We start from the raw sequence: 22,532 nt of genomic DNA on the forward strand, positions 1-22,532 counted from the left end.
CTGGCGAGCACCATGTGACGACGCCCGAATTGTCATGCCGCGCGGCGTCGGCATGACAATTTTCGCCGCTTCGCCGGCCTCCCGCGGGCTTGCCGACGCTTTGGCTTCTCAGACGATCTTGACGTGCCGCGTCACCTGGCCATTGCTCTCCCAATATGTGTGCTTCTTGGCAATCAAGGGATCGTCCATCGCGGGTTGAATTTGTCCCGTGGTGCTGACCGCGCGCGAGGTCACGGTGTGTTCCCCCGGCGAGGGGTTTGCCCATGCCAGGGACCAGATTTTCCAAGCGTGTTCGGCCTCCTCGCTGTGGTCGATGGTCGCCGGCGCCCAAGGCGCTTGATCGATTTGCACTTCGACCCGGTCGATCGGTGCCCCCCAGGCCGCCCCGATGATGGCGTAGTCCGAGCCTTTCCGGGTGACCTTCGCCGGTGCCGACTTGATCAGCGCCCTGCCCACCGAGGTCTCGGCCCATACGGTCTCGCCATTGTGGTCTTCCTCCCGGATGGTGACATAGTCACGGGCCATCAGCAGGCTCATGAACCGGGTGTCGCGAACCTCGATGCGCTTCAGCCACTTGACGTTGGCGATCCCGTACCAGCCCGGAGCAATGAGCCGCAGCGGAAAACCATTGGCCGCCGGCAAGGCGGCGCCATTCATTTCATAGCAGAGCAGATTGCCGGGATTCATGGCGTCGGCGAGCGACATGCTGCGCGCGAAATTCTGCTTCATCTTGACGTCGCGTATCGGGATCTCGCTTTCGGCGGTACCGAAAAAGACGACCTCGATGCCATTTTGCAGCACGCCGGCCTCCTCGAGGATCGGCGCGAGCGGCGTCCCTGCCCAGCGGGCATTGCCGATGCCGCCGGTGAAAAAGGGAAAACCGTGGTTGCCCGAGCATTCCACGGTGAAAACGACCTCCTGGCGCGGCCGCGCCCGGATGTCGGCGAGCGTCAACTTCAGGGGCTTCTTGACCAGCCCCTCGATCTGCATGGACCAGGTCTTCTCATCGATCGTTGGTCGATTGAAATGCGAGATGCTGAAGAACTTGTCGTTTGGCGTTATCCAGCTATCCAGATCCTCCCAGACAAGCTGCGTCTTGATACCCGCCGGATTGGGATTTTCGGTCGGCTGATCCAGCCACGGAACAACTTCCCCGCCCGCCTGTGTTGGAAAAGCGTAAGCGCGACGCGAGGCATGAAGAGCGGCGATCGCGACAAGAGCCGCGCTTCCTTGAACAAGAAGTTCCCTGCGTTGAAAATTATGCATGTTGTTACCTCCCAGTTGATCCGGAACAGGCTGCAACGTGCGTTAGGCCATAGCCTGATCACGGATAGGCGACACAATGAGAATCATACCCAGCCGGAAGTATCCGGACAGGTCGGACAGTCACCGACGCACCTCAAGCATGCGAAGTGTTGGGCGAAACTCTGGCATGCGTTTCGCAATCCAAGAGTGCGCCTTTGAAAAGGAAGTGTCCACAACCTGGACGGGACATGATGACTTTGTAGCATTGCCGAGCGGGATGCCCGCCGGTCACGCTGCCCCCGATCTATTGCGGCGTCCGCGCGCTTTGCCAAAACCAGATCGCGAGCAATCCGGATCGGCCACGGATCTGTGTTTCCACGGGTCCTCTCAGGGCGCCGGATTTGAACAGCGCGCAGTCGCGGCCGGCGGCCTCGAGCATCTCGTCACTCACCGCGACCTCGGCATTGTGGTCGGCCGCGATCTCCATCAGGCGGCTGGCGACGTTGACGGTATCACCGATGGCCGCGATGTGCTGGCGGCCTTCGCCGCCGAGCCGAGAGGCGACGATCGTTCCGTGGTGGGCGCCGATCTTGAAGCCGAGCCGCGACGCGGTCGATGCCGGCAGCGAGGCGAGCCAGGCGTTGGTGCGGCTGGCCAGCCCCACGCAACAGCGGGCGGCATTGAAGGCGTCGTTTGCTGAGGGTTGCGGCAGGCCGAACAGGATCATGGCGCCGTCACCCATGAAACTGGTGACGACGCCACCGCAACTCGTCACCTCCTCGTCGACCAACGCATGAAAACTGTTCAGGAGTTCGCGTGTGGCGATCGGTCCCAATGTCTCACTCAGTCCGGTGAAGCCGGACAGGTCGATGAACAGGATGGCGGCGTCTCCCCGGACCGGGTCCGAGAGGAAGTCGCCATGCCCGGCGAGCCACTCTCCCATGCCCGGGGCTTCGACGCGTTGCAGCAATTGGCTCTGCGTGGCGAAAAATTGCGCCCGGCTCCTGCCCAGCCAGAGCTGCGCCGCCCCGAACAGGATGGCCGGCGGAACGGCGGCGGTGATCGGCAGCGCGGCGCTCAGCCAGATATGGTGCGAGAAAGCCGTCATGTTGACCACGACCCAGAGCAGGACCACGCCGGCGACCGCCGCCAGGCCGCTGGCGTTTCGCCGCCACGCCAAGAGCCCGACAAGGAGCATGGGCAGCACCACCGCGAAGCCGGCATCGGCAAGGCGAACGGAGCGGTCGCGCACGATCCCGTCGCCGGTCATCAGATGGGCAATCGCCGTCGACATGACTTCGACGCCCGGCAGCACGGGATCGAACGGTGTCGGGAAAACATCGCCGGTGCCGGTCGCGGTCGCTCCGATCAAGACAATCCGATCCCGGATGATGCCGGGATCGAGCTGGCCGTCCAGCACGGTCGCGGCGCTGATCGTGCGGATCGTGCCGCGCGGGCCATAGAATGCCAGGGGCAGGATGTGGCCAATGTCGGTCCGGATCGACCGTCCGCCCAGCGACAGATGATCGGGGGCGATTTCTGGATCCTCTGCCGCCGCCACGGTGGCAACGCGCAGGGAGAAGGACGCTTCCAGCCGGTCCGCGGCCCGAAACAGCAACGGCACGAAGCGGGGCGTTCCCGTCCGGTCGGTGATCACATTGACGACGCCGACAGCGGCGGCATCCGAGAACGCCTTGAGCGGCCACATGAACCGCTCGGCATCCGGCACCCGGGCGAGGGGTCCTTCGCCCAGTGTCCATTGTCTGCCTCCGGGGTAGACCGCCGCGGCGGCGATGACGCTTCTGCTGCCGCCCAGCGAACGCGCCAGCGCCTCGTCATTGTCCTTTGCCCCGGGGTCGACCAGCAGCAGGTCGAGCGCGATGGCTTTCGGGCCAAGGCGCCCGATCGTGTCGACAATCCGGGCCAGCGTGGCGCGGCTGAGGGGATAGCTGCCCTCGTGCCGCACCGCTTCGTCGTCTATCGCGACGATGGTGATCAGATCCGGTGGCGTTTCCGGCCCTCGAAAAAGCGTTCGAAGATCGGTCATCGTTGCTTCGAAGCGATCGAGAAACGCCATGTCGCCGCGCCAGTGCGCGAAGCCCAGGCCGGCGCCCCAGAGACCCGCCAGGACGAGCGCGATCAGCGTCGGAAGCGCTCGTCGGCTCATTGCCGGTTCACTGCCCGAAACGGGCCATCAATGCGGTAACGCGCTTGGCGGGCCAGCGCTTGACGATCAATGGTGCTGTCCCGGCTTCGACGTCGACGCCTTCGCCCGGCGCGAGGACCACGCCGGCAGTGGAGGCCGGCCTTTGCACGGCGACGCGACCCCTGAGGACGAAAACCGACGTCTTGCCCTGGCCGACGTCGACGACCCATCTTGTCCCGCGCACCGCGGCGATCGCCTGCGGGGTGACAACCGCGAAGCCACCCGGGACCGAGCCGGACGGAGCGTCGAGCAGCAGCGCCTTGCGCCGCAACTTGACCGCATCGGCATTGCCGTTTCGATCGTTGTCCTTCAGCGTGAACCGAGCGCCGTCTTCCATGATGATGGTAAGGCCTTCCCGACATTTCAGGATCTGTCGGGTCGTACCGGCCACCGGCACCAGCCTGCACCCCGCGTCCTGCGCCAGGGCGGTCTCCACCAGGCAGACACCGGCAAACAGGCCAGCCATCAGGCTACGGAAAAATCGGCCCCTTGCGCTCATCGACGTCTCCTTGCTCTTGCGAGATTAGCGGCAAGAAAATCTTGCCGGCAGCCTGGCGGCCTAGTCATGCGTGTGGCCCGGCCGCGTACGGACCGGCCCTTGGCGGCCGCGTTGCGCTGAAGCAGCCGGTGCCGACGGGCAATCCTAGCACGACAAGCTGCTTGGACAGCAAGGCCCGGGGGCGGCATGCGAATGTCGGCAAGGCGGTCACTGCCGGTGACATGGTCAAGGTGCTCGAGGGACCTGATGGATCATCACGGACGGCGGAAATCATGATCGATCCGGAGGAGCGAGATGATCAGGAAACTCAAGGACGGAAAAATACCGCCCCTATTCACGCAAGAAGGGCGAAAAGACCGGCAAACGATCTGGGCACGTTTGAGGCGCGCGAGGCGGCGGAGAAGCATGAGCGCGAGGTGCAGTATTTTAAGAGGCACTGAAGCTCGGGCTAGAGATCGCTATCAAGATCAAAATCGAGGAAGCGGAGCCTTGCGGTATAGATCTGATGGAGCTGGACACGCCCCAAGATTTCTTTGTGATTGTTGGCGTACTCAAGCTTCTCTACAGAATCAAAACCTCGTCGGACGGCCGCCGTAAGACTTTTCAAGACGGCTTCATTCGTGTCTTGGATAGCCCCGATCTCTTCGGTCATCCGGGAGACCACGCCGATAATGAAAGAGAGGCCTCTTGGTATGAACGTCGCGATGAGGTCACGGGCACGAGGGCACATCTTCGCGCTATCTGATTTGCCATCTGGATTACCGCCCAGATCTCGCTCCATTTCATTCAGCGGCTTGCCCGACAGCCAGGCCTTAACCCCCGGCAGGAGTGCATCCAAGACAGCTTCGTTTAGCGGTGACTTGGCCGTCTTGCCAGCCGCAATAAGTGCTGATCGGTGTACGTCGCGTAGTAGGTGAGTTCTCGCGGCCGCATCATCCTTCAGCCAATCGATTGTCCATTCCACCCATTTTTCTATCGTCGTGGGTAAGGTTCCGACACCTCCCTGCAAGCGGCCGCGCAGCCGTTCGAGCAAATCCAACGGCAGGCCGCTTTGCGATGCCAACAAGATAACTGCCGCGGCTGGCTCATGCTCTACGGCCTCTCGGGCCTCATTCCAGAGCTTATCAACCTTTGCGAGATACTCTTGCTCTTCGTTTCGTCTTTTGGCGAGGAACGCCCCGAGCGAGCGAGACAGCAGATTATCCTGAGAGGGCCTATCGCCTCCGGCAGCTGTGAGAGCTGCGAGGCGATTTACAGTGTAGGTGACCTCCCGGTCATCAAGTTCGCCACCCATCACGCGGTCGAGCACGATTTCCAGGGGATCCGTTATTGTGACACAACGATCATTTTCAGGCAGAACGGAGGTTAGTTTGCCTCTTAACTGGTGACTAAGCGCACTGCCCGGCGTGAACTTTATGATCGGTTCCGGGATCAGAATGACGACGCCGTTGGCGAGATGACCGGCGCGACCGGCGCGCGCAGCCGCGTTGAGAAGCTCGTGAGCCTCTAGGTCCTCTCTTTCCCCTTGCTTTTCTCCGGCACGCTTATCGCCAGCAAGCACAGCAAGGTGGGCTGGCAGATTGAGGCCCTGCGCAAGAGTCGGCGTCGCAACAATGACTTTGGCACCTTCGGCTCTACGAAAGAGCCGCTCCGAGAGAGCGCGCTCTAGTCGGAGCATACCCGAATTATGAGGAACTGCTCCAAAGGTTGTCTCACCAAAAATCGAGTGCTTTGCTGCGCCCAACTCCAGAACCAGAGTGTCCCAAAGCGCGCTCTCGCTTTCGGTCAAGACAACAACGTGGCCCAACGCCGCTGAAATTTCCCGAGCCGTGCCTACGGCATCGGCTTTTGTATTGACAAAGACAATGGTCTTTAGCCCGCTGGCGTCTGCACTTACCGCGATCTTCGCTGCCGTTTCATTCGCATTGGGACTGGCCCAGATAGCGCCGGACCTGAATCCGCCGCCTAACTGTATCGGCTCGTTGGCGATGGTCGTAAACGCATAGGAGTTTGCTACGGTCATCCAGTTGTGCTGTAGGCCCCACACTACATAGGGCATGGCGACGAGTTCGCGCTTCGAAGCAGCTCGAAGTCCCTTCGCCCGTTCCCCATCTTCTACGTCCATCTGTCTCTGGCGTATCTGTGCCTTTCTCACCGCTGCGGAAACTTCTGTTTCCTTATAGACGACCACGCCTCTTGCTTGACGGCTTGGTTTCCAAAGCAGGTCCACAGCTTTGCAGGGGCGGCGCGTCAGATCGGCGATCCACTCCGCAAACTGCATGCCGTTCTTCAGCATCGCCGACAAGAACAGCATGTCGGCTTCGGGCGCTGCTGCGCGAAATGCCAAGAGACAAAGCATCCCATCGAGGGCGCGACCGATCTTGCGTGACTGTGGACTCAGTAGGTGGCACTCGTCAAAAACCAACAGGCCCACATTCTGGAACGATGAGGCGGAGAAGGAGAGCATTGCAAGGCAGCGCTCCGGTGTCATCACTTCGATGTCCAGCAACTGGGCATCATCTAAAAGCAAAGAATCGAAGTCGCTGGATACCTCCAGACCGAACTGTTTCTTCGGGAAGATCGCTTGGAGATCCTCGGTGAGCTGTTCTACCAAAGCGTGCGTTGGAGCCAGGAACACGACCTTTTTGCCGCGGGAGAGGCATCCTGCGATCTTCAGCACGCTGACCGTCGTTTTGCCCGCGCCGGTCGGCAGCACTAGAACGGCTGATATGCCCGTCTGGTAGAAGTCTTCATTAATTGCCTCGCGGTGATTCTGCCAGACAAACGGCATATCTTTGGCGCGGTAGGCCAGCCATTTCTTCCAGAAGTCAGCGTCGGCTCCTTCGGGCGGGAGCAATTTTGTAAGTGCTGACTGTTCTATTGCGTCAGCTGCCGACAGAAGCATTGATGCTAAGTGTGAAGGCCCTGCGTAGGCGGTCCTCAGTTCGCCGCCCAGCGTCTCTGTTGCATTCTCGGCGAAATATGAGGCTAGTTGAATCACTCGGCGAAACGCCCCCTGTGCTGTCGCAAATCTCTTAGGCGTTGCCTCTGGGATCGGCGCTGACAGGATGTTTGCCGCGAGCAACTCAATCCCCTCCGAGATGGTGGCTGCGAGTGCCCGAAGGGCGCGGTTCTGGATTGTGCCCCGGATAGGTTCGTCCCTACGCCAGCGGGTTGCGCGTTGCAGTATCGAATCCAGACGACCACGGACAAGGTCTTTGACGTGATCGCCAAGGACGCGTATCTCATATGGGCCTCTAGGGGATGGAATGGCGGTGCCCGCCTCGTTCGCATCGGCATATTGCTCGGCTGCAAGAAATAGCACAGCGGCGGCGACAGATGCTTCCACGCTGTCTCGATCTAGTGGGGACGGCAGCGCGTCTTCGGGGTTGCTGCCCGATCGTCTCGCAATTATCTGCTGCGCCGTCCCAGCTACGAAAGCTGCTGCGCGACGCAAAGCGGGCGATTCCTCGACGGAGGCGATGATCTCATACGCGTCGGCTATCCGCTCGAGTGACCAACTGTCTTCACGAACCGTCGCGTCATCGTTCTCTCCCTTGAGACGAGCGGAGACGAGCTCGGCATAATGCCGTGTCAGCAACTGTGGGATTTGATTTGCGTCGAGTTCCGGAAGACTTGGTGCAGATTGTAGAAGTTGTGATGTGAGTGCGTCAAACATTTTTAGCCTAGAATTCGACTAGGGCATTGATTACATGGTCTGCCAATTCTTGGAACCATTTGCGTAGGTCTCCATCAACAACAAAAGTGGCGCCAATACGCTGAGATTTAGTGATTTCGGAAAGATTACTGTACCCTTTAAAAAGTCTTTTTCGTTTCTCTGTGGTTGTCAATGTAGAGTCGACAGTAAGCGCAGCGCGGTAGGTTCGAAATTGCTTGTCTAGAACTCTAGCGGCCGCCTGCGTTGCCGCAGTGCCGTTGAGACCACTTTCCCTAATCAAGCTCACTGCGTTTGCTACGAGGTCACGCTTTCGTTTGCTCTCGTGGTGTTCAGTGAATGTCGGAAGGATTTCCTGCTGAAATTTCTGGCGCGGGCTCTCTGTGCATTTGTCTTCGAAGATCGTGGCCATCACTAAAACGGCCTCGATCGGGTCCATTTCAATGGAGAGGCCATCCAGGCCCTGCGTTGTGGCACTAATGTGCGGATCTTTCAGATACGTTCGATCGTTGGCTGCCTGTCGCGCGACGATCCAAGAAATGCACTCAAAGAGAAATCCATCTCGGTGATAGCGGGACACATCGCGTTGGGCCTCGGTCTGCCCTCGAATACGCATTTGTCCTTTCGCCCCGGCGTAGAGTTCCGCATCTGAGAGGGCTGGTCCATGCGGCTCAAGCTCTTGGATGATCCGGGCAGCATGTTGTGCTTGGCCAAGCGCGATCACGGCGATTAGCTTTGATAGACCATCTAAATCGTTGACAGCCCAGAGTAGGCCGCTGACGTCATCATCGACCTCAATAATATCTGACGAAAGTGCAGACATATGCGCCCCCCTCGATCAATAGATCGGCAACTTCCCCGGCTATTTGTATTTCGCGGTGTTTAGGTCTTCGGCGACCCACATCGCCCCTTGAGAATCGCGATCTCGGCCTCATGATCGCCTCCCGACATCGATGCGACCGGTACGCCGATCAGGAAGACCCCGAGAGCATCACCGGTCGCAGCCTTGTTTTGCTGGTTTGATGTGACGGCGAGGCGCTCTCTGTCGGCCTGGGTGCAGGGGCCGGAATTTGGAATCCCCGATATCTTGTCCGGCGGTGTGGCACATCCCGCGAGGCTGGCCAGCACCAATATTGTCAAAACAGTACGTTTCACTATTCCCCCACTTTTCAACTAAAACCCACCCGGCGACAACATTGCGCGGTGCATGACGTTGCGCAAGTATTCGGCGGAGTGTCACACATGATTATTTTCGACAATTTGCGCTGATATCCGTCGAGCTGGCCGGGCAGCATGATTGCAAACAGCGTTGCTGGCGGCGGAGGGATGATCGCGTCAGGTCGCGCCTTGCGAGGCTTCCCGAACCAACGCGACGCTGTCAGGTATGTTCACCTACGTCGCCTGCGCTAGGCGGTCAGGAACCTGCCTTTCCTGCCCCTCCCACCCCCTCGCATTAACCATTCGTTAACCATTCCCTCGCTAGCGTTTACCTATCAGTAAGGATTCGCCAGCCGTGACCTTTGCCGCTCCCCTCGAGGCCAAATCCATTCGCTTTCGCGCCCGCTCCTTCGTCGCCTTCACGCTGACGCCGGAGGCGCCCCTGGCGGCCTGGCTGGAGGGGCTGGACCACTGGATCGGCAACTCGCCCGGCTATTTTTCCGGCCGGCCGGTGCTGCTCGATCTCAACACGCTGAAGCCGCAGCCCAGCGAGATCGCGGCGCTGGTGGCGGAATTGGCCACGCGCGGCATCCGCATCTATGCCATCGAGCTCGAAGGGGCTTCGCTCGGCGCCGAACTGCCGCCGCTGCTGGTCGGCGCCAAGGAGGCGACGACGGACGGCCTGCTGCCCGGCCGCAAGGCGAGGGCGGAGGTTTTGGACAAGGCCGAGGGCAAGGCGCCAGAACACACTGTGGCAGCGGGTCGCGAAGATGCGGCCAGCGCGGGCAAGCCTGGCGCAAGCAAAGCGGTCGAAAGCGAGCCGCAGCAGGAAGCTTCGGGCACGCTGATGATCAAGTCGCCGATCCGCTCCGGCCAGGCGATCGTGCATCCGCATGGCGATGTCATCGTGCTCGGCTCGGTCGCGTCCGGTTCGGAGATCATCGCGGCGGGCTCGATCCATGTCTATGGCACGCTGCGCGGGCGCGCTTCGGCCGGTGCGCTGGGCAACAAGGGCGCGCGCATCTTCTGCCGCCGCAACGAGGCCGAGCTGCTGGCGGTCGACGGCTGGTACGTCACCGCCGAGGAGATGGAAGGGTCCTCGCGCGGCAAGCCGGTGCAGGCGTTTCTCGACGGCGAGAGCCTGCGCGTCGCGCCGCTGAGCTGAATTCGTTTCGATAGATACCGGGCGGCCGGCAGGGAGCCGCCCGACCGACAACAAACAACAACGGAGGCTTTTCAATGGGCAAGGTAGTGGTGGTCACCTCGGGCAAGGGGGGCGTCGGCAAGACGACCTCGACGGCGGCCCTTGGGGCGGCCGTGGCCAAGACCGGCAAGAAGGTGGCGCTTGTCGACTTCGACGTCGGCCTGCGCAACCTCGACCTGATCATGGGCGCCGAGCGGCGCGTGGTGTTCGACCTCGTCAACGTCATCCAGGGCTCGGCCAAGCTGTCGCAGGCGCTGATCCGCGACAAGCGGGTGGAAACGCTGTTCCTGCTGCCGGCCTCGCAGACGCGCGACAAGGACGCGCTGACCGAGGAGGGCGTCGGCGAAGTCATCGACAAGCTGCGCTCGGTGTTCGACTACGTGTTCTGCGACAGCCCGGCCGGCATCGAGCGCGGCGCGCAGCTCGCCATGCGCTTCGCCGACGAGGCGGTCATCGTCACCAATCCGGAAGTGTCGTCGGTGCGCGATTCCGATCGCATCATCGGCCTGCTCGACGCCCGCACTTTGCGGGCCGAGCAGGGCGAGCAGATCGCCAAGCACGTGCTGGTCACCCGCTACGACGCGGCGCGTGCTTCGCGCGGCGAGATGCTGTCGATCGACGATGTGCTCGAAATCCTGTCGACGCCGCTGCTCGGCATCATTCCCGAGAGCCAGGATGTGCTCAGGGCCTCCAACCTCGGTTCGCCGGTGACGCTGTCGGAGCCGCTCAACGCGGCCGCGAAGGCCTATCTGGACGCCGCGAGGCGGCTGGAAGGCGAGGACCTGCCGGTCGTCGTGCCCTTCGAACGCAAGGGTTTCCTCGACCGTCTTCTGGGAAGGAGGGCGGCATGAGCCTGCTCGACATCTTCAAGCGGCGCTCCAGCGCGCCGGTGGCGCGCGAGCGGCTGCAAGTGCTGCTCGCCTATGAGCGCCGCAACCGCAGCCAGCCCGACCTCGTCTCCATCCTGCGCGAGGAGATCATGGCCGTCATCGCCAAGCACGTGCAGATCGACCAGGACTACCTCCAGGTCTCGATGGACCGCGGCGAGACCATGTCGACGCTGGAAATCGACATCCAGATCCCCAACAAGAGCGCCAGGCCGCTGGCGATGGCGGGGTAGCGCGGACGCCATTTCCTCGCCCCCGCAAAGCGGGGGAGAGGTGCCTCGCGCAGCGAGGCGGAGAGGGGGCCTGCCACACCAGCGAGCTTCCTCTGAATTCATTTGAGGCCGAGCCTTTCCTCCACTCCGTGGGGGCGAGGAACCCAAGCTTTTCCACGGCCGCGGCATGGTTACTCGCAGTATCCAAACCCCCAAATGTCTCGGAATCACCCCCCACCAATGGGGGGCTTCCCCTATGCAATCAGTGGATGTAGGGTTATGTTAGCAATTCGTTAAGTACCGGGTTGGTGATGAGTGGGGGAGTTCGGGCATGAACTTCAAGGCATTGATCAAGCGTGCTGAAGACGTAGACAAGACATTCCAGGACTTGCAGATCGAACTGGCTGACGCGCTGAAATCGGATCTCGACGCCGAGGGCCGGGCGCCGCCAAGGAGCGACGATGTCGCGGATCCCGCGGCAGGGCCCGACGAAGCGCCGCCCGAGGCGAATGCGGCAAATCCGGAGAGTGCGGACAATACGGACAGCCCCGAAACCGCGCCGCGACTGACGTCCCATACCCAGACCCGGCTGGCTGCGTTGAATGCCTTTGAAGGGCTCTTCCATGATTCCAGGGAGTATCTGGAGGAGATCAACAGCAAGCTCGCGGAAGTCGCGACCTCATACCATCTGACGCGCGAATTCCTCAACATCCTCCACAGCGACATTCTTCGCGCGAACGAGCTGGAGCTTGCAAATGCCGGGCTGGGCGCGGAACAGAGAACGCTGTCGGAAAATCTGCACGACACGGTGAGAAAGCTGCGCGAGCGTGAAGGCGCCTACGAAGTGCTGCAACAGCGCGAGACGAGCCTGGTTCAGGAGAGGGAGGCGCTTCGTGCCGCGCTTGCCGCGGTAAGGCTGGAACTCGTGGAGACAGCCAATGCGAGCGCGAGACGCGAGGCGGAGTTCGGCGACATCGCCAAGCGGCTGACCGCCAGAACGGTCGAGGCCAACAGGCGCTTGCGCGAGAGCAAGATGCTGCGGGAAAAGCATGTCAGCCTGTCGCTCGATCTCGACAAGGCGCTGAAGCGGGAATCCCAGGCGCGCCACAGGCTCGACGAGCTCTCGGCGGTCCATGCCAGCGACGCAGCGCGGCTCGCGGAACTGCTGGCCGCGCTCGGCAAGAGCGAGAAAGAGGAGATGCGGCTCCAGAAGGCGCTTGAGGCCGCACAGGCGAAGCTGTCGGAAACAACCGAAGCGGCCCGCATGGCGGAAGCCGACAGGGAAGCCGAGTTGGCTCGCGGTCAGGCGGAAATGCGCGGGTTGCGTTCGGAGATCCAGGACCTGCAATCGCGGCTGGAGCAGGCCTCCAACGAGAACAGCGAGGCCGCCGGCGAAATCGCCAGGCTCAAGACTGAATTGAACGACACCCTGGCCGAAAAGAAGATCGCCGATGAAAGATTGGCTGCTCTCACCCATGAGAACGAAAACGACAAGATGAACCTTTCGAAAGTGAACGCCAACCTTTCACAGCTTACGCTGCAACAGGCATCGGAACAGATACAGCTCGATGTCCAGAGGCAGGAATGCGAGGACCTGAGAGCCGAAATCGCGACACTGAATGCCCGGATCAAGGAATTGCTGCCCTACGAGCGGCTCCACAAGGCCACCAACGGCAGACCGCGCGAGGGCGGCGTGGTCGAGATTGCCGGCGTGGTGGCGGAGAAAGCACGTGCAACGGGCAGGCGGCGTATCCGCAGGAACCTCCGCGTGGCGCCGTAGCCGACTTCGCCGATCCCTGGTTCCCGCGACGTCGCCTCGCTCTCCGTCTCGACTTCGCCGAGGCCCTGCCGGGGCGAGCCATGGGGTCTCGCCCGTCCTTCGGACCCCACAAGGGGGAGGTGGGACGCCAGTTCACACCGCCGCGAACACCACGGTCTGGGCCAGTCCGCCGCCCTTGCGGTTTTCCAGCGTCACGGTGCCGCCATAGCGCTCGATGATTTCCTTGGCGATGGCCAGCCCCAGCCCGGCGCCCGGGATGGATTGCAGGCGGCCGGGATCGGCGCGGAAGAAGGGCTCGAACGCCTTGTTCAGGAGCTCCTGCGGAATCCCCGGTCCATGGTCGGAAATGGTGAGCACGGCGCGGCCGTCGGCCGCGGCAAGGTCGACGCGGCACGCCTTGCCATGGGTGGCGGCGTTGATGATCAGGTTGCGCAAGGCGCGGCGCAGGCCGAGCGCGCCGGCGCGCACCGAAACCGCATCCAGATGGCCGATCGCCACGACATGGCCGAGCGATACCATCTCGGTCGCGATGTCTCGCACTATCCTGTCCAGTTCGACCGGTTCCACGGCATCCTGGTTGACCTCCTCGCGCACCAGCCGGATGGCGCTGTCGGCGATGCGGTCGAGCTCGTCGAGGTCGTGAAGCCATTTGTCGCGCTCGTCGTCGAGGAACTCGGCGCGCAGGCGCATGCGCGTCATCGGCGTGCGCAAATCGTGGCCGGCGGCGGCGACCAGCCGCATGCGGCTCTCCATGGCGGTCCGCAGCCGCGACGAGAGCTGGTTCAGCGCATGCGCCGTCGCCTTGACCTCGGCCGATCCCACTTCCGGCACCGCGGCCAGCACGCCATCCGATCCGATCTTGGAGACGGCCGCCTCCAGCATCTCGAGCGGCCGGATCAGCACCGAGGTGAAATAGACCGAGACGGCCGTGGCGCCAGCCACGATCAGCGAGATCCAGCCGGCGAGCACCAGCCATTCGCGATTTGGCGGGTCGATGTGGGGAACCTGCATGATCGCCCAGCGACCGTCGGGCAGGCGCACCGAGGCGATCTGGCCGGGCTTGTCCACCCTGTCGCTGACGATGGCGGCAACGTCGAGGCCCCGGCGGTGCAGGATATCGCCAAGCATCGCCGTTTCCGGCCCGGCCACCTTGCCGCCGACCGGATGATCGCTGAATTCGACCCGCAGGACGTCCGGCAAAGGACCAGGCAGCAGCCGCATCACCAGTTCCATCTGCTGGGCAACCCAGGGCACGGTTAGTTCCGGCGGCGGCCCTCCACCCCGGACGCTGATGACGGCGGCCGTCGCCGGGCCGACGACGCCGACGATCGAGATGACCAGCAAAAGGATGAGGCGACGTCGCAGCGAGTTCACGCGTGGCCCTCCACCGTCTCGACGCGCGCGGTGAGCTGGTAGCCGCCATTGCGCACCGTCTTGAACAGCGGCCCGTCGCCGGTCTCGGTGAATTTGCGGCGCAGCCGGCTCATCAGCACGTCGACCGAGCGGTCGAGCGGATCGCGCTCGCGGCCCTGCGTCAGGTCGAGCAGCTGGTCGCGCGACAAAAGCCGGCCGGGGCGGTCGAGGAACACCTGCAAAAGGTCGAACTCGGCGCCGGTGAGGTCGACGGCCACCCCTTGATCATCCGTCACCTTGCGGGTGTCGGGCTCCAGCCTGTAGCCGGCGAAACGGTAGGCGCGGGGGCGGGGCGCCACGGGCGCGTCCTCGGGCGATGAGCGCCTGAGCACGGCGCGGATGCGGGCGGTGAGCTCACGCGGATTGAAGGGCTTGCCGAGATAGTCATCGGCGCCGAGCTCGAGGCCGATGATGCGGTCGACATCTTCCTTCAGCGCCGTCAGCAGGATGACCGGCATATGCGGCTTGCGGTCGCGCAAGCCGCTGCAGATATCGAGGCCGGAGCCGTCGGGCAGCATGACATCGAGCACGAGCAGGTCGAACTGGCCCGCGCCGAGCTTCTGTTCGCATTCGCGCCGGTCCGCCGCCACCGAGACGCGAAAGCCCTGGCCGTCGAGATAGCGCTGGAGAAGCGTCCTGATCTCGCGGTCGTCGTCGACGACAAGGATATGGGGTTGTACCTGCATTGCTTGCCCGTTTGCCTGTTCGTTTCGGATTATAGGGAGAGCCGCCGGCAAACGGCATGGAAAATTGCAACGCAATGTTGCCAGTGCCCCGCTGGAAACATTGGGAAACAAATCTCCTTTTTGCGGAAACCTTGGGAAACACACCGAAACAAAGCGGAAAAGGATGGTTCCTATCCTCCTGGCCATACGAAGCATGAGAGAAAGGAACAACATCATGCGAAGCACACTTCTCGCGCTCGGCCTGTTTTCCGCCGCGGCCATCCATCCGGCGCTGGCGGCGCAGCCTGATCCCGCCGCGCCCGGCGATGCGCCACCGATGATGGCAATGCAGGATGGGGCAATGCAGGATGGACCGGACCACGGCCCGATGGCCTGGTTCAGCCAGAATGGGCCCGGCCCGCACGGGCCGATGCGGCATGGCCCGCAAGGCTTTGGGCCGCAAGGTTTTGGCCCGGAAGGCTTCGGCCCGCACCGCATGGGACCGCCGCCGGAATTCATGCTGGCGACGCGGCTTGCCGCGCTCGAGACCCGCATTGGCGTGCGGACCGAGCAGCTCGATGCCTGGCGCGACTACACCAGCGCGTTGCAGGCGATGCTTTCGCCGCCACGTCCCGATCACGGACCCGGCGGTCCGGGCGGACCTGGCGGGCCGGAGGCGAAAGGCCCCGACGCGGCGGGCGGCAAGCCCGATGCCTTCGCCTTCCAGGAAAGGCTGGCGGACGACGTCACCGCCCGCGCGGTTTCGGCCGGCAAGCTGAAGGACGCCATCACCGTGCTGCGTACCAAGCTGACCCCCGACCAGCTCGAAATCCTAGCCTCGGCGGAACGCCCCCACGGACCACCCCCCGGCCCCTGGGGCGGCCCGCCGAATGATGCAGCCGGGCCCCGGGGCCTGCCCGACAGGCAGCTCCCGCCGCCCCAGCCCGGGAACGGCGAGCAACCCTGACCGGCTGCGCCGGCCGGCCCGGTACCCAACCCGTTCCCGGGCCGGCCGGTCCCCTTGGCGGGATGGCGCCCCGCCATCCCACCACTCGAAATCCCCGAAATGGAAGCACGGCAATGTGGGAAGCCATGATACCGCACCGGCTGATCGCATCGGTCGCCCCCAAATTCTCGGTCGGCCCCAAATTCCCTGTCAGCCCCAAATTCTCGATCGGCCATGCCAGACGCGGCTTGCCGCTGACCGTGCGTGCCATGCCGACGGCCCTGCCGGTCAACGGGTGAAGGGCCCGATCCGCCTGAGCTTCGCCGCCTGGTGCTTCCGCTTTCGGAGCGGCCCATGGCGGCCATGGCCGCAAGATCGCGAAAGGCTTGGCTTGTCGCCGCTGATCGGGATACTGATGCCGATGGGCAGCGCGGCCAGGAACTCGATTTTCGTCGGGTACGCTCCGGGGGCGGAGAAGGAACGCGACATGAGCCGCCTCAGGGCATTGCTCGACGCCGCCCACGGATTGGCGCGGTCCGTCATCATGACGGCGATCGCCATGATGGCGGCCCCGCAACCGTGCCAGGCCTCGCCTCGATTGGCTGGCTCCTGGCGGAACCATCCGATGCCGACAGCCAGGCGGCGACCGCAACTCCAGCGAAACATCATCCAGGACATGTCCATGCAGTCTAGCCAACCCCCTTGCCGGCACGCCGGCGCGCGCCCCGGGCCGCAATGCTGGCCGTCGCCCTTCTTCTGGCGGCTTGCTCGCAGGAGGAAAGCAAGGCTCCCGCCGGCATGGGCGCGGCCGGGCGTCCCGAAGTCAGCGTGGTGACGGTGCATCCGCAGTCGGTGGCGATCACCGCCGAATTGTCTGGGCGCACGTCGGCTTCGCTTACGGCGGAGGTGCGTCCGCAGGTCAACGGCATCATCCAGGCACGGCTTTTCCAGGAAGGCAGCGAGGTCGTCGCCGGACAGCCGCTCTACCTCATAAATCCGGCGAGCTATCAGGCGGATTACGACAGCGCGGTGGCGTCGCAGCAGAAGGCCGAGGCCTCGGTGCCGAGCGCGCAGGCGAAGTTCGACCGCTATGCCGGCCTGATCCAGCAGAATGCGGTCAGCAAGCAGGACTATGACGATGCGGCGGCATCGCTGGCGCAGGCCAAGGCCGACGTCGCGTCCGCCAAGGCAAGCGTCGAAACCGCGCGCATCAACCTCGATCACACCAAGATCACCGCGCCGATCGGGGGCCGCATCGATAAATCGTCGCTGACGCCCGGCGCCCTGGTCACCGCCAACCAGGACACCGTGCTGACCACCATCCGTGCGCTCGATCCGATCAATGTCGATGTCACACAGTCGAGCACCAATTTGCTCAACCTGCGCCAGGCCATCACGGAAGGAAGGCTGAAGTTCAGCGGCCCCAATGTCAGCGTCAAGCTGAAGCTCGACAATGGCACCATCTATGCGCAGACCGGCAAGATGGAGTTCGCCGGCGCGAATGTCGACCAGACGACCGGCACATTCGCACTGCGGGCCGAGTTCCCAAACCCGGACCGCCTGCTGCTGCCGGGCATGTATGTGCGCGCCGTCGTCGAAGAAGGCGTTGCACCGAACAGCTTCCTGGTTCCGCAGCGCGCCGTCAGCCGCAACGCCAAGGGCGAGGCCACGGCAATGGTCGTCAAGGCCGACGGCAAGGTCGAGGAACGCATCCTTGCCGTTGGCAACAGCGTCGGCAACAACTGGCTGGTGAGCCAGGGGGTCAGCGATGGCGACCGGATCATCGTCGAGGGCATGCAGCTGGTGCGCGCCGGCGCCGAAGCGACGCCGGTCGAGGTGACGATCGACGAGGCGACCGGCGAGGTCAAGGATCGCGCGCAGGGGACTTCGGCCGTCACCACCCCTTCCAAGACGGCCAGCACCGGCCAGTCGACCGGGAACTGAGCCATGTCCGCATTTTTCATCAACCGGCCGATCTTTGCCTGGGTGATCGCCATCGTGATCATGCTGGGCGGCCTGCTGGCGCTCAACTCGCTGCCGATCTCGCAGTACCCGCAGATCGCGCCGACCACGGTGAGCATCAGCGCCACCTATCCCGGCGCCGACGCCCAGACCGTCGAGAATTCGGTGACCAAGGTCATCGAGCAGGGCATGACCGGCATCGACAATCTCGACTACATGACGGCGACCTCGACCTCGACCGGCTCGGCCTCGATCACGCTGACCTTCACCACGGCCGCCGATCCCGACACCGCCCAGGTGCAGACGCAGAACAAGCTGCAGCTGGTCCAGTCGCAGCTGCCGCAGGTGGTGCAGAACAACGGCATCACCGTCTCCAAATCCTCGACCGGCTTCCTGATGGTCATCGGCTTCGTCTCCAGCGACGGCAAGATGAACTCGACCGATCTCGCCGACTATGTCGACGCCACCGTCAACGACACGCTGAAGCGCGTCGAGGGCGTCGGCACGACCCAGCTTTTCGGCTCCGGCTATGCCATGCGCATCTGGCTCGATCCCGACAAGCTCGCCAAATATGCCCTGATGCCGAGCGACGTGGCCTCGGCGATCGAGGCGCAGAACACGCAGGTCTCTGCCGGCCAGCTCGGCGGCCTGCCGGCGCGCAAGGGCCAGCAACTCAATGCCACGGTGACGGCCAAGAGCCGGCTGCAGACCGCCGAACAATTCCGCAACATCATCCTGAATTGCCAGACCGACGGCTCGCTGGTTCGCCTCAACGATGTCGCCACCGTCGAACTCGGCGCCGAAAGCTATACGACGCAAGCCCACTACAATGGCAAGCCGGCGGCGGGCCTCGCCGTCAGCCTGGCGACCGGCGCCAACGCCATCAACACCGCCGAGGCCGTGCGCTCGACGATCAACCGCCTGAGCTCGACCCTGCCGCAAGGCGTCGAGGTCGTCTATCCCTACGACACCTCGCCCTTCGTGCGGCTGTCGATCGAGGAGGTGGTCAAAACGCTGGCCGAGGCGATCGTGCTGGTGTTCCTGGTGATGTTCATCTTCCTGCAGAACCTGCGCGCCACCATCATCCCGACGATCGCGGTGCCGGTGGTCCTGCTGGGCACGTTCGGCGTGCTGTCGCTGTTCGACTATTCGATCAACACACTGACCATGTTCGCCATGGTGCTCGCCATCGGCCTCCTCGTCGACGACGCCATCGTCGTCGTCGAGAATGTCGAACGCGTGATGCAGGAGGAGGGCCTGTCGCCGAAGGAGGCGACGCGCAAGTCGATGAACGAGATCACCGGGGCGCTGATCGGCATCGCCACCGTGCTGTCGGCGGTGTTCGTGCCGATGGCCTTCTTCGGCGGTTCGACCGGCATCATCTACCGGCAGTTCTCGGTCACCATCGTCTCGGCGATGGTGCTCTCCGTGCTGGTCGCGCTGGTGCTGACGCCGGCACTTTGCGCCACGATCCTGCGGCCGCCCAAGGACCATGCGACGCAGACCGGCCCGTTCGGCTGGTTCAACCGCGTCTTCGACCGCGGCGCAACAGCCTATCGCGACGGCTCGCATGGCATCATCAACCGCGCCAAGCGCTTCCTCGTCGTTTTCCTCGCCATCGTCATTGCCGTGGGCTGGATGTTTGCGAGGCTGCCGAGCTCGTTCCTGCCGGAAGAGGACCAGGGCATTCTGATCACCAGCGTGCAGCTGCCGGTCGGCGCGACGCAGGACCGCACCGAGCGCGTGCTGACCCAGGTCACCGACCACTATCTGAAAGAGGAAAAGGACGCGGTCGAAGGGGTGTTCAGCGCCTCCGGCTTCGGCTTTGGCGGCGCCGGGCAGAATGTCGGCATCGCTTTCGTGCGGCTGAAGGATTTCAGCCTGCGCAAATCGACGGCCATGGCCGCACAGGCGATCGCCGGCCGCGCGATGGGAGCCTTCTCCAGGATCAGGGACGCGCAGGTGTTCGCGCTCGCCCCGCCCGCCATCCAGGGGTTCGGCAACACCAACGGCTTCGATTTCTACCTGCAGGACGTCAATGGCGCCGGCCATGACGCGCTTCTCCAAACGCGCAACCAGCTTCTGGCCCTGGCCGGGCAGAGCAAGGTGCTCGCCAACACCAGGCCCAACGGCCAGGAGGACCAGCCGCAATTCTCGGTCGACATCGACCAGGAAAAGGCCAGCGCGCTCGGCGTTGGCCTGTCGGACATCAACGACACGCTTTCCACCGCCTGGGGTAGCGATTACGTCAACGATTTCATCGATCGCGGGCGGGTGAAGCCGGTCTACCTACAGTCGGACCCGAATTTCCGCATGCAGCCGGAAGATCTGGAGAAATGGCAGGTCCGCAATTCCAGCGGCACCATGGTGCCGTTCTCGGCCTTCGCCTCCAGCCACTGGACGTTCGGCTCGCCCAGGCTCGAACGCTACAATGGTTCGGCGGCCGTCGAGATCCAGGGCGCGGCGGCGACGGGCGTCAGTTCGGGCGCCGCCATGGACGAGATCGACAAGCTTGTGGCGCAACTGCCCGCCGGCTATTCCCACGAATGGACCGGGTTGTCGCACCAGGAGCGGCTGTCCGGCAACCAGGCGCTGTCGCTCTATGCGATCTCGGCGCTGGTCGTGTTCCTGTGCCTGGCCGCGCTCTATGAGAGCTGGTCGATCCCGTTCGCGGTCATGCTCTCGGTGCCGATCGGCATCTTCGGCGCGCTTCTGGCGGCGACCCTGTTCGGCCAGTCCAACGACGTCTATTTCAAGGTCGGGCTGCTGACCACGATCGGCCTCGCCGCCAAGAACGCCATCCTCATCGTCGAGTTCGCCATCGAGCGGCAGACCGCCGGCATGGGGCTCGTCGAGGCGACGCTGGAGGCGGCGCGACAGCGCCTGCGGCCGATCCTGATGACTTCACTGGCCTTCATCCTCGGCGTCACGCCGCTGGCGATCGCCAGCGGCGCCGGCTCGGGGGCGCAGAACTCCGTCGGCATCGGTGTCATGGGGGGCATGATCGCGGCGACGGTGATCGGCGTGTTCCTGGTGCCGCTGCTGTTCGTGACGGTGCGCCGCATCTTCAGGGGCGGGGCGGCGACCGAGACCAGGCCCGAGGCGACGATCCATGACAATTGAGGGTAAGGGTATGACGGGTGATGATATCGCCAGCAGGGGGGCCTCGGCGCAGATCAGCAGCGCACCGGCAAGACGCGCTGTCGGGGCGCGGCTGATCGTCGTGACGCTGACGGCAACGGCGCTCGCCGGCTGCGTCGTCGGCCCGGACTACCAGAAGCCCTTGCTGGCGATGCCGGCAAGCTGGAGCGGTCACAGCAAGGCAACGCCGGCCAAGCCGGCGCAATTGTCGAAATGGTGGCAGCGGCTGCGCGATCCCGAGCTGAACACGCTCGTCGACGAGGCGGTTGCCGGGAATCTCGACGTCGCCACGGCGAAGGCCAAGATCCGCGAGGCGCGCGCCAGCTATCGCCAGAGCAGCGCGGCGCTGTTCCCGTCACTCGACGGCTCCGGCTCGGCCACCCGCAACAAGTCGGCCGCGACCACGTCGGGCTCGAGCGCCGTCTACAGCGAATATCAGGCCGGCTTCGACGCCAGCTGGGAACTCGACCTGTTCGGCGCCAACCACAGGAGCGTCGAGGCCGCCCGCTATGGGCTGGACGCGTCCGAGGAGGAGCTCCGCTCGACCCTTTTGACCCTGGTGGGCGATGTCGCCTCGTATTATGCCCAGGCGCGCGGCTATCAGGCCCGCGTCGCGCTTGCCCGGCGCTCGGCCGCATCGCAAAGGCAGACCGCCGAACTCACCCGCACCATGGCGCAGGCCGGCACCGCGACGGCGGCCGATGTGGCGAAAGCCATGGGCCGGGCAAGCAGCACCGAAGCCGATATCCCGACGCTGGAGGCAAGCTATGCCGAGGCCGTGCATCGTCTTTCCGTGCTCACCGGCCGTCCGCCGGCGGCGCTGAGCGAGCGGCTGAAGCGCGGCGCCCCGATCCCGGCGCCGCGGCTGCCGATGCCGACCGGCATTCCCGCCGACATCCTGTTGTCGCGCCCCGACGTGCGCATGGCGGAACGGCAATACGCGCAATACACCGCCAAGATCGGCCAGGCGGAGGCGGCGCGCTATCCCTCGGTCAGCCTGACGGGGGACATCAGCACTTCCGCCTACAAGCTTGGCGACCTCGGCAAGAATTCGTCGATCGGCTGGTCGTTCGGGCCGACGCTCAGCGTGCCGGTGTTCAATGCCGGGCAGTTGAAGGCCGCCGTCGAGGTCGCCGAGGCCCAGCGCGATCAGTATTTCATCGCCTACCGGTCATCGGTGCTGAGCGCGCTCGAGGATGTCGAGAATGCGCTCGTGCTTCTGTCGCAGGAGCGTATCCGGATCGGCAAGCTTGCCTCGTCGGCGAAATCCTACGGCGAGGCGGCACGCATCGAAGGCACGCTGTTCAAGGCCGGCGAGACGAGCCTTCTCGACGTGCTCGACGCCCAGCGCTCGCTCTACTCGGCCGAGGACACGCTGCTGCAAAGCCGCGTCCTGCTGGCGACCAACTACATCGCCCTCAACAAGGCGCTCGGCGGCGGCTGGGACGGCGTCGTCGACACCACGACGCCCGAGATCATCGACGTCAAGACCGGGCCACGCCCGGCGAAGCTGGCGGCGCCCTGACCGGTTGCACGCT

The 22,532-nt window shown here is 63.9% G+C and carries 19 protein-coding genes; 10 read left to right on the forward strand and 9 right to left on the reverse strand.

Annotated elements, in window-relative coordinates; all coding sequences use genetic code 11:
• Positions 1-108: 108 nt before the first annotated feature.
• The 3 genes from AC56QQ_RS12780 to AC56QQ_RS12790 all read right to left on the reverse strand — a co-directional run bounded on the left by AC56QQ_RS12780 (position 109) and on the right by AC56QQ_RS12790 (position 3,950).
• Positions 109-1,266, reverse strand: coding sequence for a sulfite oxidase (locus AC56QQ_RS12780; RefSeq protein WP_497127617.1), 1,158 nt, complete (start codon positions 1,264-1,266; stop codon positions 109-111).
• A gap of 283 nt (positions 1,267-1,549) precedes the next feature.
• Complete coding sequence (locus AC56QQ_RS12785; protein ID WP_497127620.1) at positions 1,550-3,412, reverse strand: CHASE2 domain-containing protein; 1,863 nt, start codon at positions 3,410-3,412, stop codon at positions 1,550-1,552.
• 7 nt (positions 3,413-3,419) lie between these two features.
• Complete coding sequence (locus tag AC56QQ_RS12790) at positions 3,420-3,950, reverse strand: FecR domain-containing protein (protein WP_497127622.1); 531 nt, start codon at positions 3,948-3,950, stop codon at positions 3,420-3,422.
• Positions 3,951-4,111: 161 nt separating this feature from the next.
• Here AC56QQ_RS12790 and AC56QQ_RS12795 point away from each other — a divergent pair, with 161 nt between their 5' ends.
• A complete protein-coding gene (locus AC56QQ_RS12795; protein ID WP_497129286.1) occupies positions 4,112-4,390 on the forward strand; it encodes a hypothetical protein in 279 nt (92 codons plus the stop codon).
• Positions 4,391-4,398: 8 nt separating this feature from the next.
• Here AC56QQ_RS12795 and AC56QQ_RS12800 read toward each other — a convergent pair whose 3' ends face one another.
• Genes AC56QQ_RS12800 through AC56QQ_RS12810 form a run of 3 tightly spaced genes read right to left on the reverse strand, consistent with a single transcriptional unit; the run spans position 4,399 to position 8,781 of the window.
• Positions 4,399-7,629: a DEAD/DEAH box helicase gene (locus AC56QQ_RS12800; protein WP_497127625.1), complete on the reverse strand. Its 3,231-nt coding sequence runs from the start codon at positions 7,627-7,629 to the stop codon at positions 4,399-4,401.
• A 7-nt stretch (positions 7,630-7,636) separates the two neighbouring features.
• A complete protein-coding gene (locus AC56QQ_RS12805; RefSeq protein ID WP_497127628.1) occupies positions 7,637-8,449 on the reverse strand; it encodes a hypothetical protein in 813 nt (270 codons plus the stop codon).
• A gap of 59 nt (positions 8,450-8,508) precedes the next feature.
• Complete coding sequence (locus AC56QQ_RS12810) at positions 8,509-8,781, reverse strand: hypothetical protein (RefSeq protein WP_497127630.1); 273 nt, start codon at positions 8,779-8,781, stop codon at positions 8,509-8,511.
• A gap of 358 nt (positions 8,782-9,139) precedes the next feature.
• Here AC56QQ_RS12810 and minC point away from each other — a divergent pair, with 358 nt between their 5' ends.
• The 4 genes from minC (at position 9,140) to AC56QQ_RS12830 (ending at position 12,867) form a co-directional block, all read left to right on the forward strand.
• Positions 9,140-9,949: a septum site-determining protein MinC gene (minC, locus tag AC56QQ_RS12815; protein WP_497127632.1), complete on the forward strand. Its 810-nt coding sequence runs from the start codon at positions 9,140-9,142 to the stop codon at positions 9,947-9,949.
• A gap of 74 nt (positions 9,950-10,023) precedes the next feature.
• A complete protein-coding gene (gene minD / locus AC56QQ_RS12820) occupies positions 10,024-10,839 on the forward strand; it encodes a septum site-determining protein MinD (RefSeq protein WP_091585454.1) in 816 nt (271 codons plus the stop codon).
• On the forward strand, positions 10,836-11,108 hold the full coding sequence (gene minE / locus AC56QQ_RS12825; RefSeq protein WP_091585453.1) for a cell division topological specificity factor MinE: 273 nt from the start codon (positions 10,836-10,838) through the stop codon (positions 11,106-11,108). Before minD ends, minE begins: the two co-directional genes overlap by 4 nt.
• Positions 11,109-11,418: 310 nt before the next feature.
• Positions 11,419-12,867 (forward strand): coiled-coil domain-containing protein, encoded by a 1,449-nt coding sequence (locus AC56QQ_RS12830; RefSeq protein WP_497127634.1) that lies wholly within the window; start codon positions 11,419-11,421, stop codon positions 12,865-12,867.
• A 132-nt stretch (positions 12,868-12,999) separates the two neighbouring features.
• Here the strand turns inward: AC56QQ_RS12830 and AC56QQ_RS12835 are convergent, their stop codons facing one another.
• Both AC56QQ_RS12835 and AC56QQ_RS12840 read right to left on the reverse strand, forming a co-directional pair.
• Positions 13,000-14,241, reverse strand: coding sequence for an ATP-binding protein (locus AC56QQ_RS12835; protein ID WP_497127637.1), 1,242 nt, complete (start codon positions 14,239-14,241; stop codon positions 13,000-13,002).
• A complete protein-coding gene (locus AC56QQ_RS12840) occupies positions 14,238-14,966 on the reverse strand; it encodes a response regulator (RefSeq protein WP_497127640.1) in 729 nt (242 codons plus the stop codon). Before AC56QQ_RS12840 ends, AC56QQ_RS12835 begins: the two co-directional genes overlap by 4 nt.
• Before the next feature lie 214 nt (positions 14,967-15,180).
• On the opposite strand from AC56QQ_RS12840, the gene AC56QQ_RS12845 reads away from it, so the two are divergent.
• Positions 15,181-15,912 (forward strand): hypothetical protein, encoded by a 732-nt coding sequence (locus AC56QQ_RS12845; protein ID WP_497127642.1) that lies wholly within the window; start codon positions 15,181-15,183, stop codon positions 15,910-15,912.
• A gap of 113 nt (positions 15,913-16,025) precedes the next feature.
• Positions 16,026-16,190: a hypothetical protein gene (locus AC56QQ_RS12850; RefSeq protein WP_497127644.1), complete on the forward strand. Its 165-nt coding sequence runs from the start codon at positions 16,026-16,028 to the stop codon at positions 16,188-16,190.
• Here the strand turns inward: AC56QQ_RS12850 and AC56QQ_RS12855 are convergent.
• Positions 16,180-16,452: a hypothetical protein gene (locus AC56QQ_RS12855; protein WP_497127646.1), complete on the reverse strand. Its 273-nt coding sequence runs from the start codon at positions 16,450-16,452 to the stop codon at positions 16,180-16,182. The two genes, AC56QQ_RS12850 and AC56QQ_RS12855, sit on opposite strands and share 11 nt — an antisense overlap.
• Before the next feature lie 174 nt (positions 16,453-16,626).
• Between AC56QQ_RS12855 and AC56QQ_RS12860 the strand changes: the two genes are divergently transcribed.
• From AC56QQ_RS12860 to AC56QQ_RS12870, 3 genes are read left to right on the forward strand one after another with little or no spacing between them, the layout of a single operon-like run.
• The gene (locus AC56QQ_RS12860; protein WP_497127649.1) at positions 16,627-17,835 is read left to right on the forward strand and encodes an efflux RND transporter periplasmic adaptor subunit; all 1,209 of its coding nucleotides are present in this window, start codon (positions 16,627-16,629) and stop codon (positions 17,833-17,835) included.
• 3 nt (positions 17,836-17,838) lie between these two features.
• Positions 17,839-20,976 (forward strand): efflux RND transporter permease subunit, encoded by a 3,138-nt coding sequence (locus tag AC56QQ_RS12865; RefSeq protein ID WP_497127651.1) that lies wholly within the window; start codon positions 17,839-17,841, stop codon positions 20,974-20,976.
• A 10-nt stretch (positions 20,977-20,986) separates the two neighbouring features.
• Complete coding sequence (locus AC56QQ_RS12870) at positions 20,987-22,519, forward strand: efflux transporter outer membrane subunit (protein ID WP_497127654.1); 1,533 nt, start codon at positions 20,987-20,989, stop codon at positions 22,517-22,519.
• Positions 22,520-22,532 lie beyond the last annotated feature (13 nt).

This window comes from Mesorhizobium sp. RCAM 05099 (assembly GCF_059683685.1).

What these genes read in the sequence shown, in the direction of transcription:
- AC56QQ_RS12780 (WP_497127617.1), bottom strand. Translation starts at nt 1,266, where the DNA reads ATGCATAATTTTCAACGCAGGGAACTTCTTGTTCAAGGAAGCGCGGCT.
- AC56QQ_RS12785 (WP_497127620.1), bottom strand. Translation starts at nt 3,412, where the DNA reads ATGAGCCGACGAGCGCTTCCGACGCTGATCGCGCTCGTCCTGGCGGGT.
- AC56QQ_RS12790 (WP_497127622.1), bottom strand. Translation starts at nt 3,950, where the DNA reads ATGAGCGCAAGGGGCCGATTTTTCCGTAGCCTGATGGCTGGCCTGTTT.
- AC56QQ_RS12800 (WP_497127625.1), bottom strand. Translation starts at nt 7,629, where the DNA reads ATGTTTGACGCACTCACATCACAACTTCTACAATCTGCACCAAGTCTT.
- AC56QQ_RS12805 (WP_497127628.1), bottom strand. Translation starts at nt 8,449, where the DNA reads ATGTCTGCACTTTCGTCAGATATTATTGAGGTCGATGATGACGTCAGC.
- minD (WP_091585454.1), top strand. Translation starts at nt 10,024, where the DNA reads ATGGGCAAGGTAGTGGTGGTCACCTCGGGCAAGGGGGGCGTCGGCAAG.
- minE (WP_091585453.1), top strand. Translation starts at nt 10,836, where the DNA reads ATGAGCCTGCTCGACATCTTCAAGCGGCGCTCCAGCGCGCCGGTGGCG.
- AC56QQ_RS12830 (WP_497127634.1), top strand. Translation starts at nt 11,419, where the DNA reads ATGAACTTCAAGGCATTGATCAAGCGTGCTGAAGACGTAGACAAGACA.
- AC56QQ_RS12840 (WP_497127640.1), bottom strand. Translation starts at nt 14,966, where the DNA reads ATGCAGGTACAACCCCATATCCTTGTCGTCGACGACGACCGCGAGATC.
- AC56QQ_RS12845 (WP_497127642.1), top strand. Translation starts at nt 15,181, where the DNA reads ATGCGAAGCACACTTCTCGCGCTCGGCCTGTTTTCCGCCGCGGCCATC.
- AC56QQ_RS12850 (WP_497127644.1), top strand. Translation starts at nt 16,026, where the DNA reads ATGTGGGAAGCCATGATACCGCACCGGCTGATCGCATCGGTCGCCCCC.
- AC56QQ_RS12855 (WP_497127646.1), bottom strand. Translation starts at nt 16,452, where the DNA reads ATGGCGATCGCCGTCATGATGACGGACCGCGCCAATCCGTGGGCGGCG.
- AC56QQ_RS12860 (WP_497127649.1), top strand. Translation starts at nt 16,627, where the DNA reads ATGCTGGCCGTCGCCCTTCTTCTGGCGGCTTGCTCGCAGGAGGAAAGC.
- AC56QQ_RS12865 (WP_497127651.1), top strand. Translation starts at nt 17,839, where the DNA reads ATGTCCGCATTTTTCATCAACCGGCCGATCTTTGCCTGGGTGATCGCC.
- AC56QQ_RS12870 (WP_497127654.1), top strand. Translation starts at nt 20,987, where the DNA reads ATGACGGGTGATGATATCGCCAGCAGGGGGGCCTCGGCGCAGATCAGC.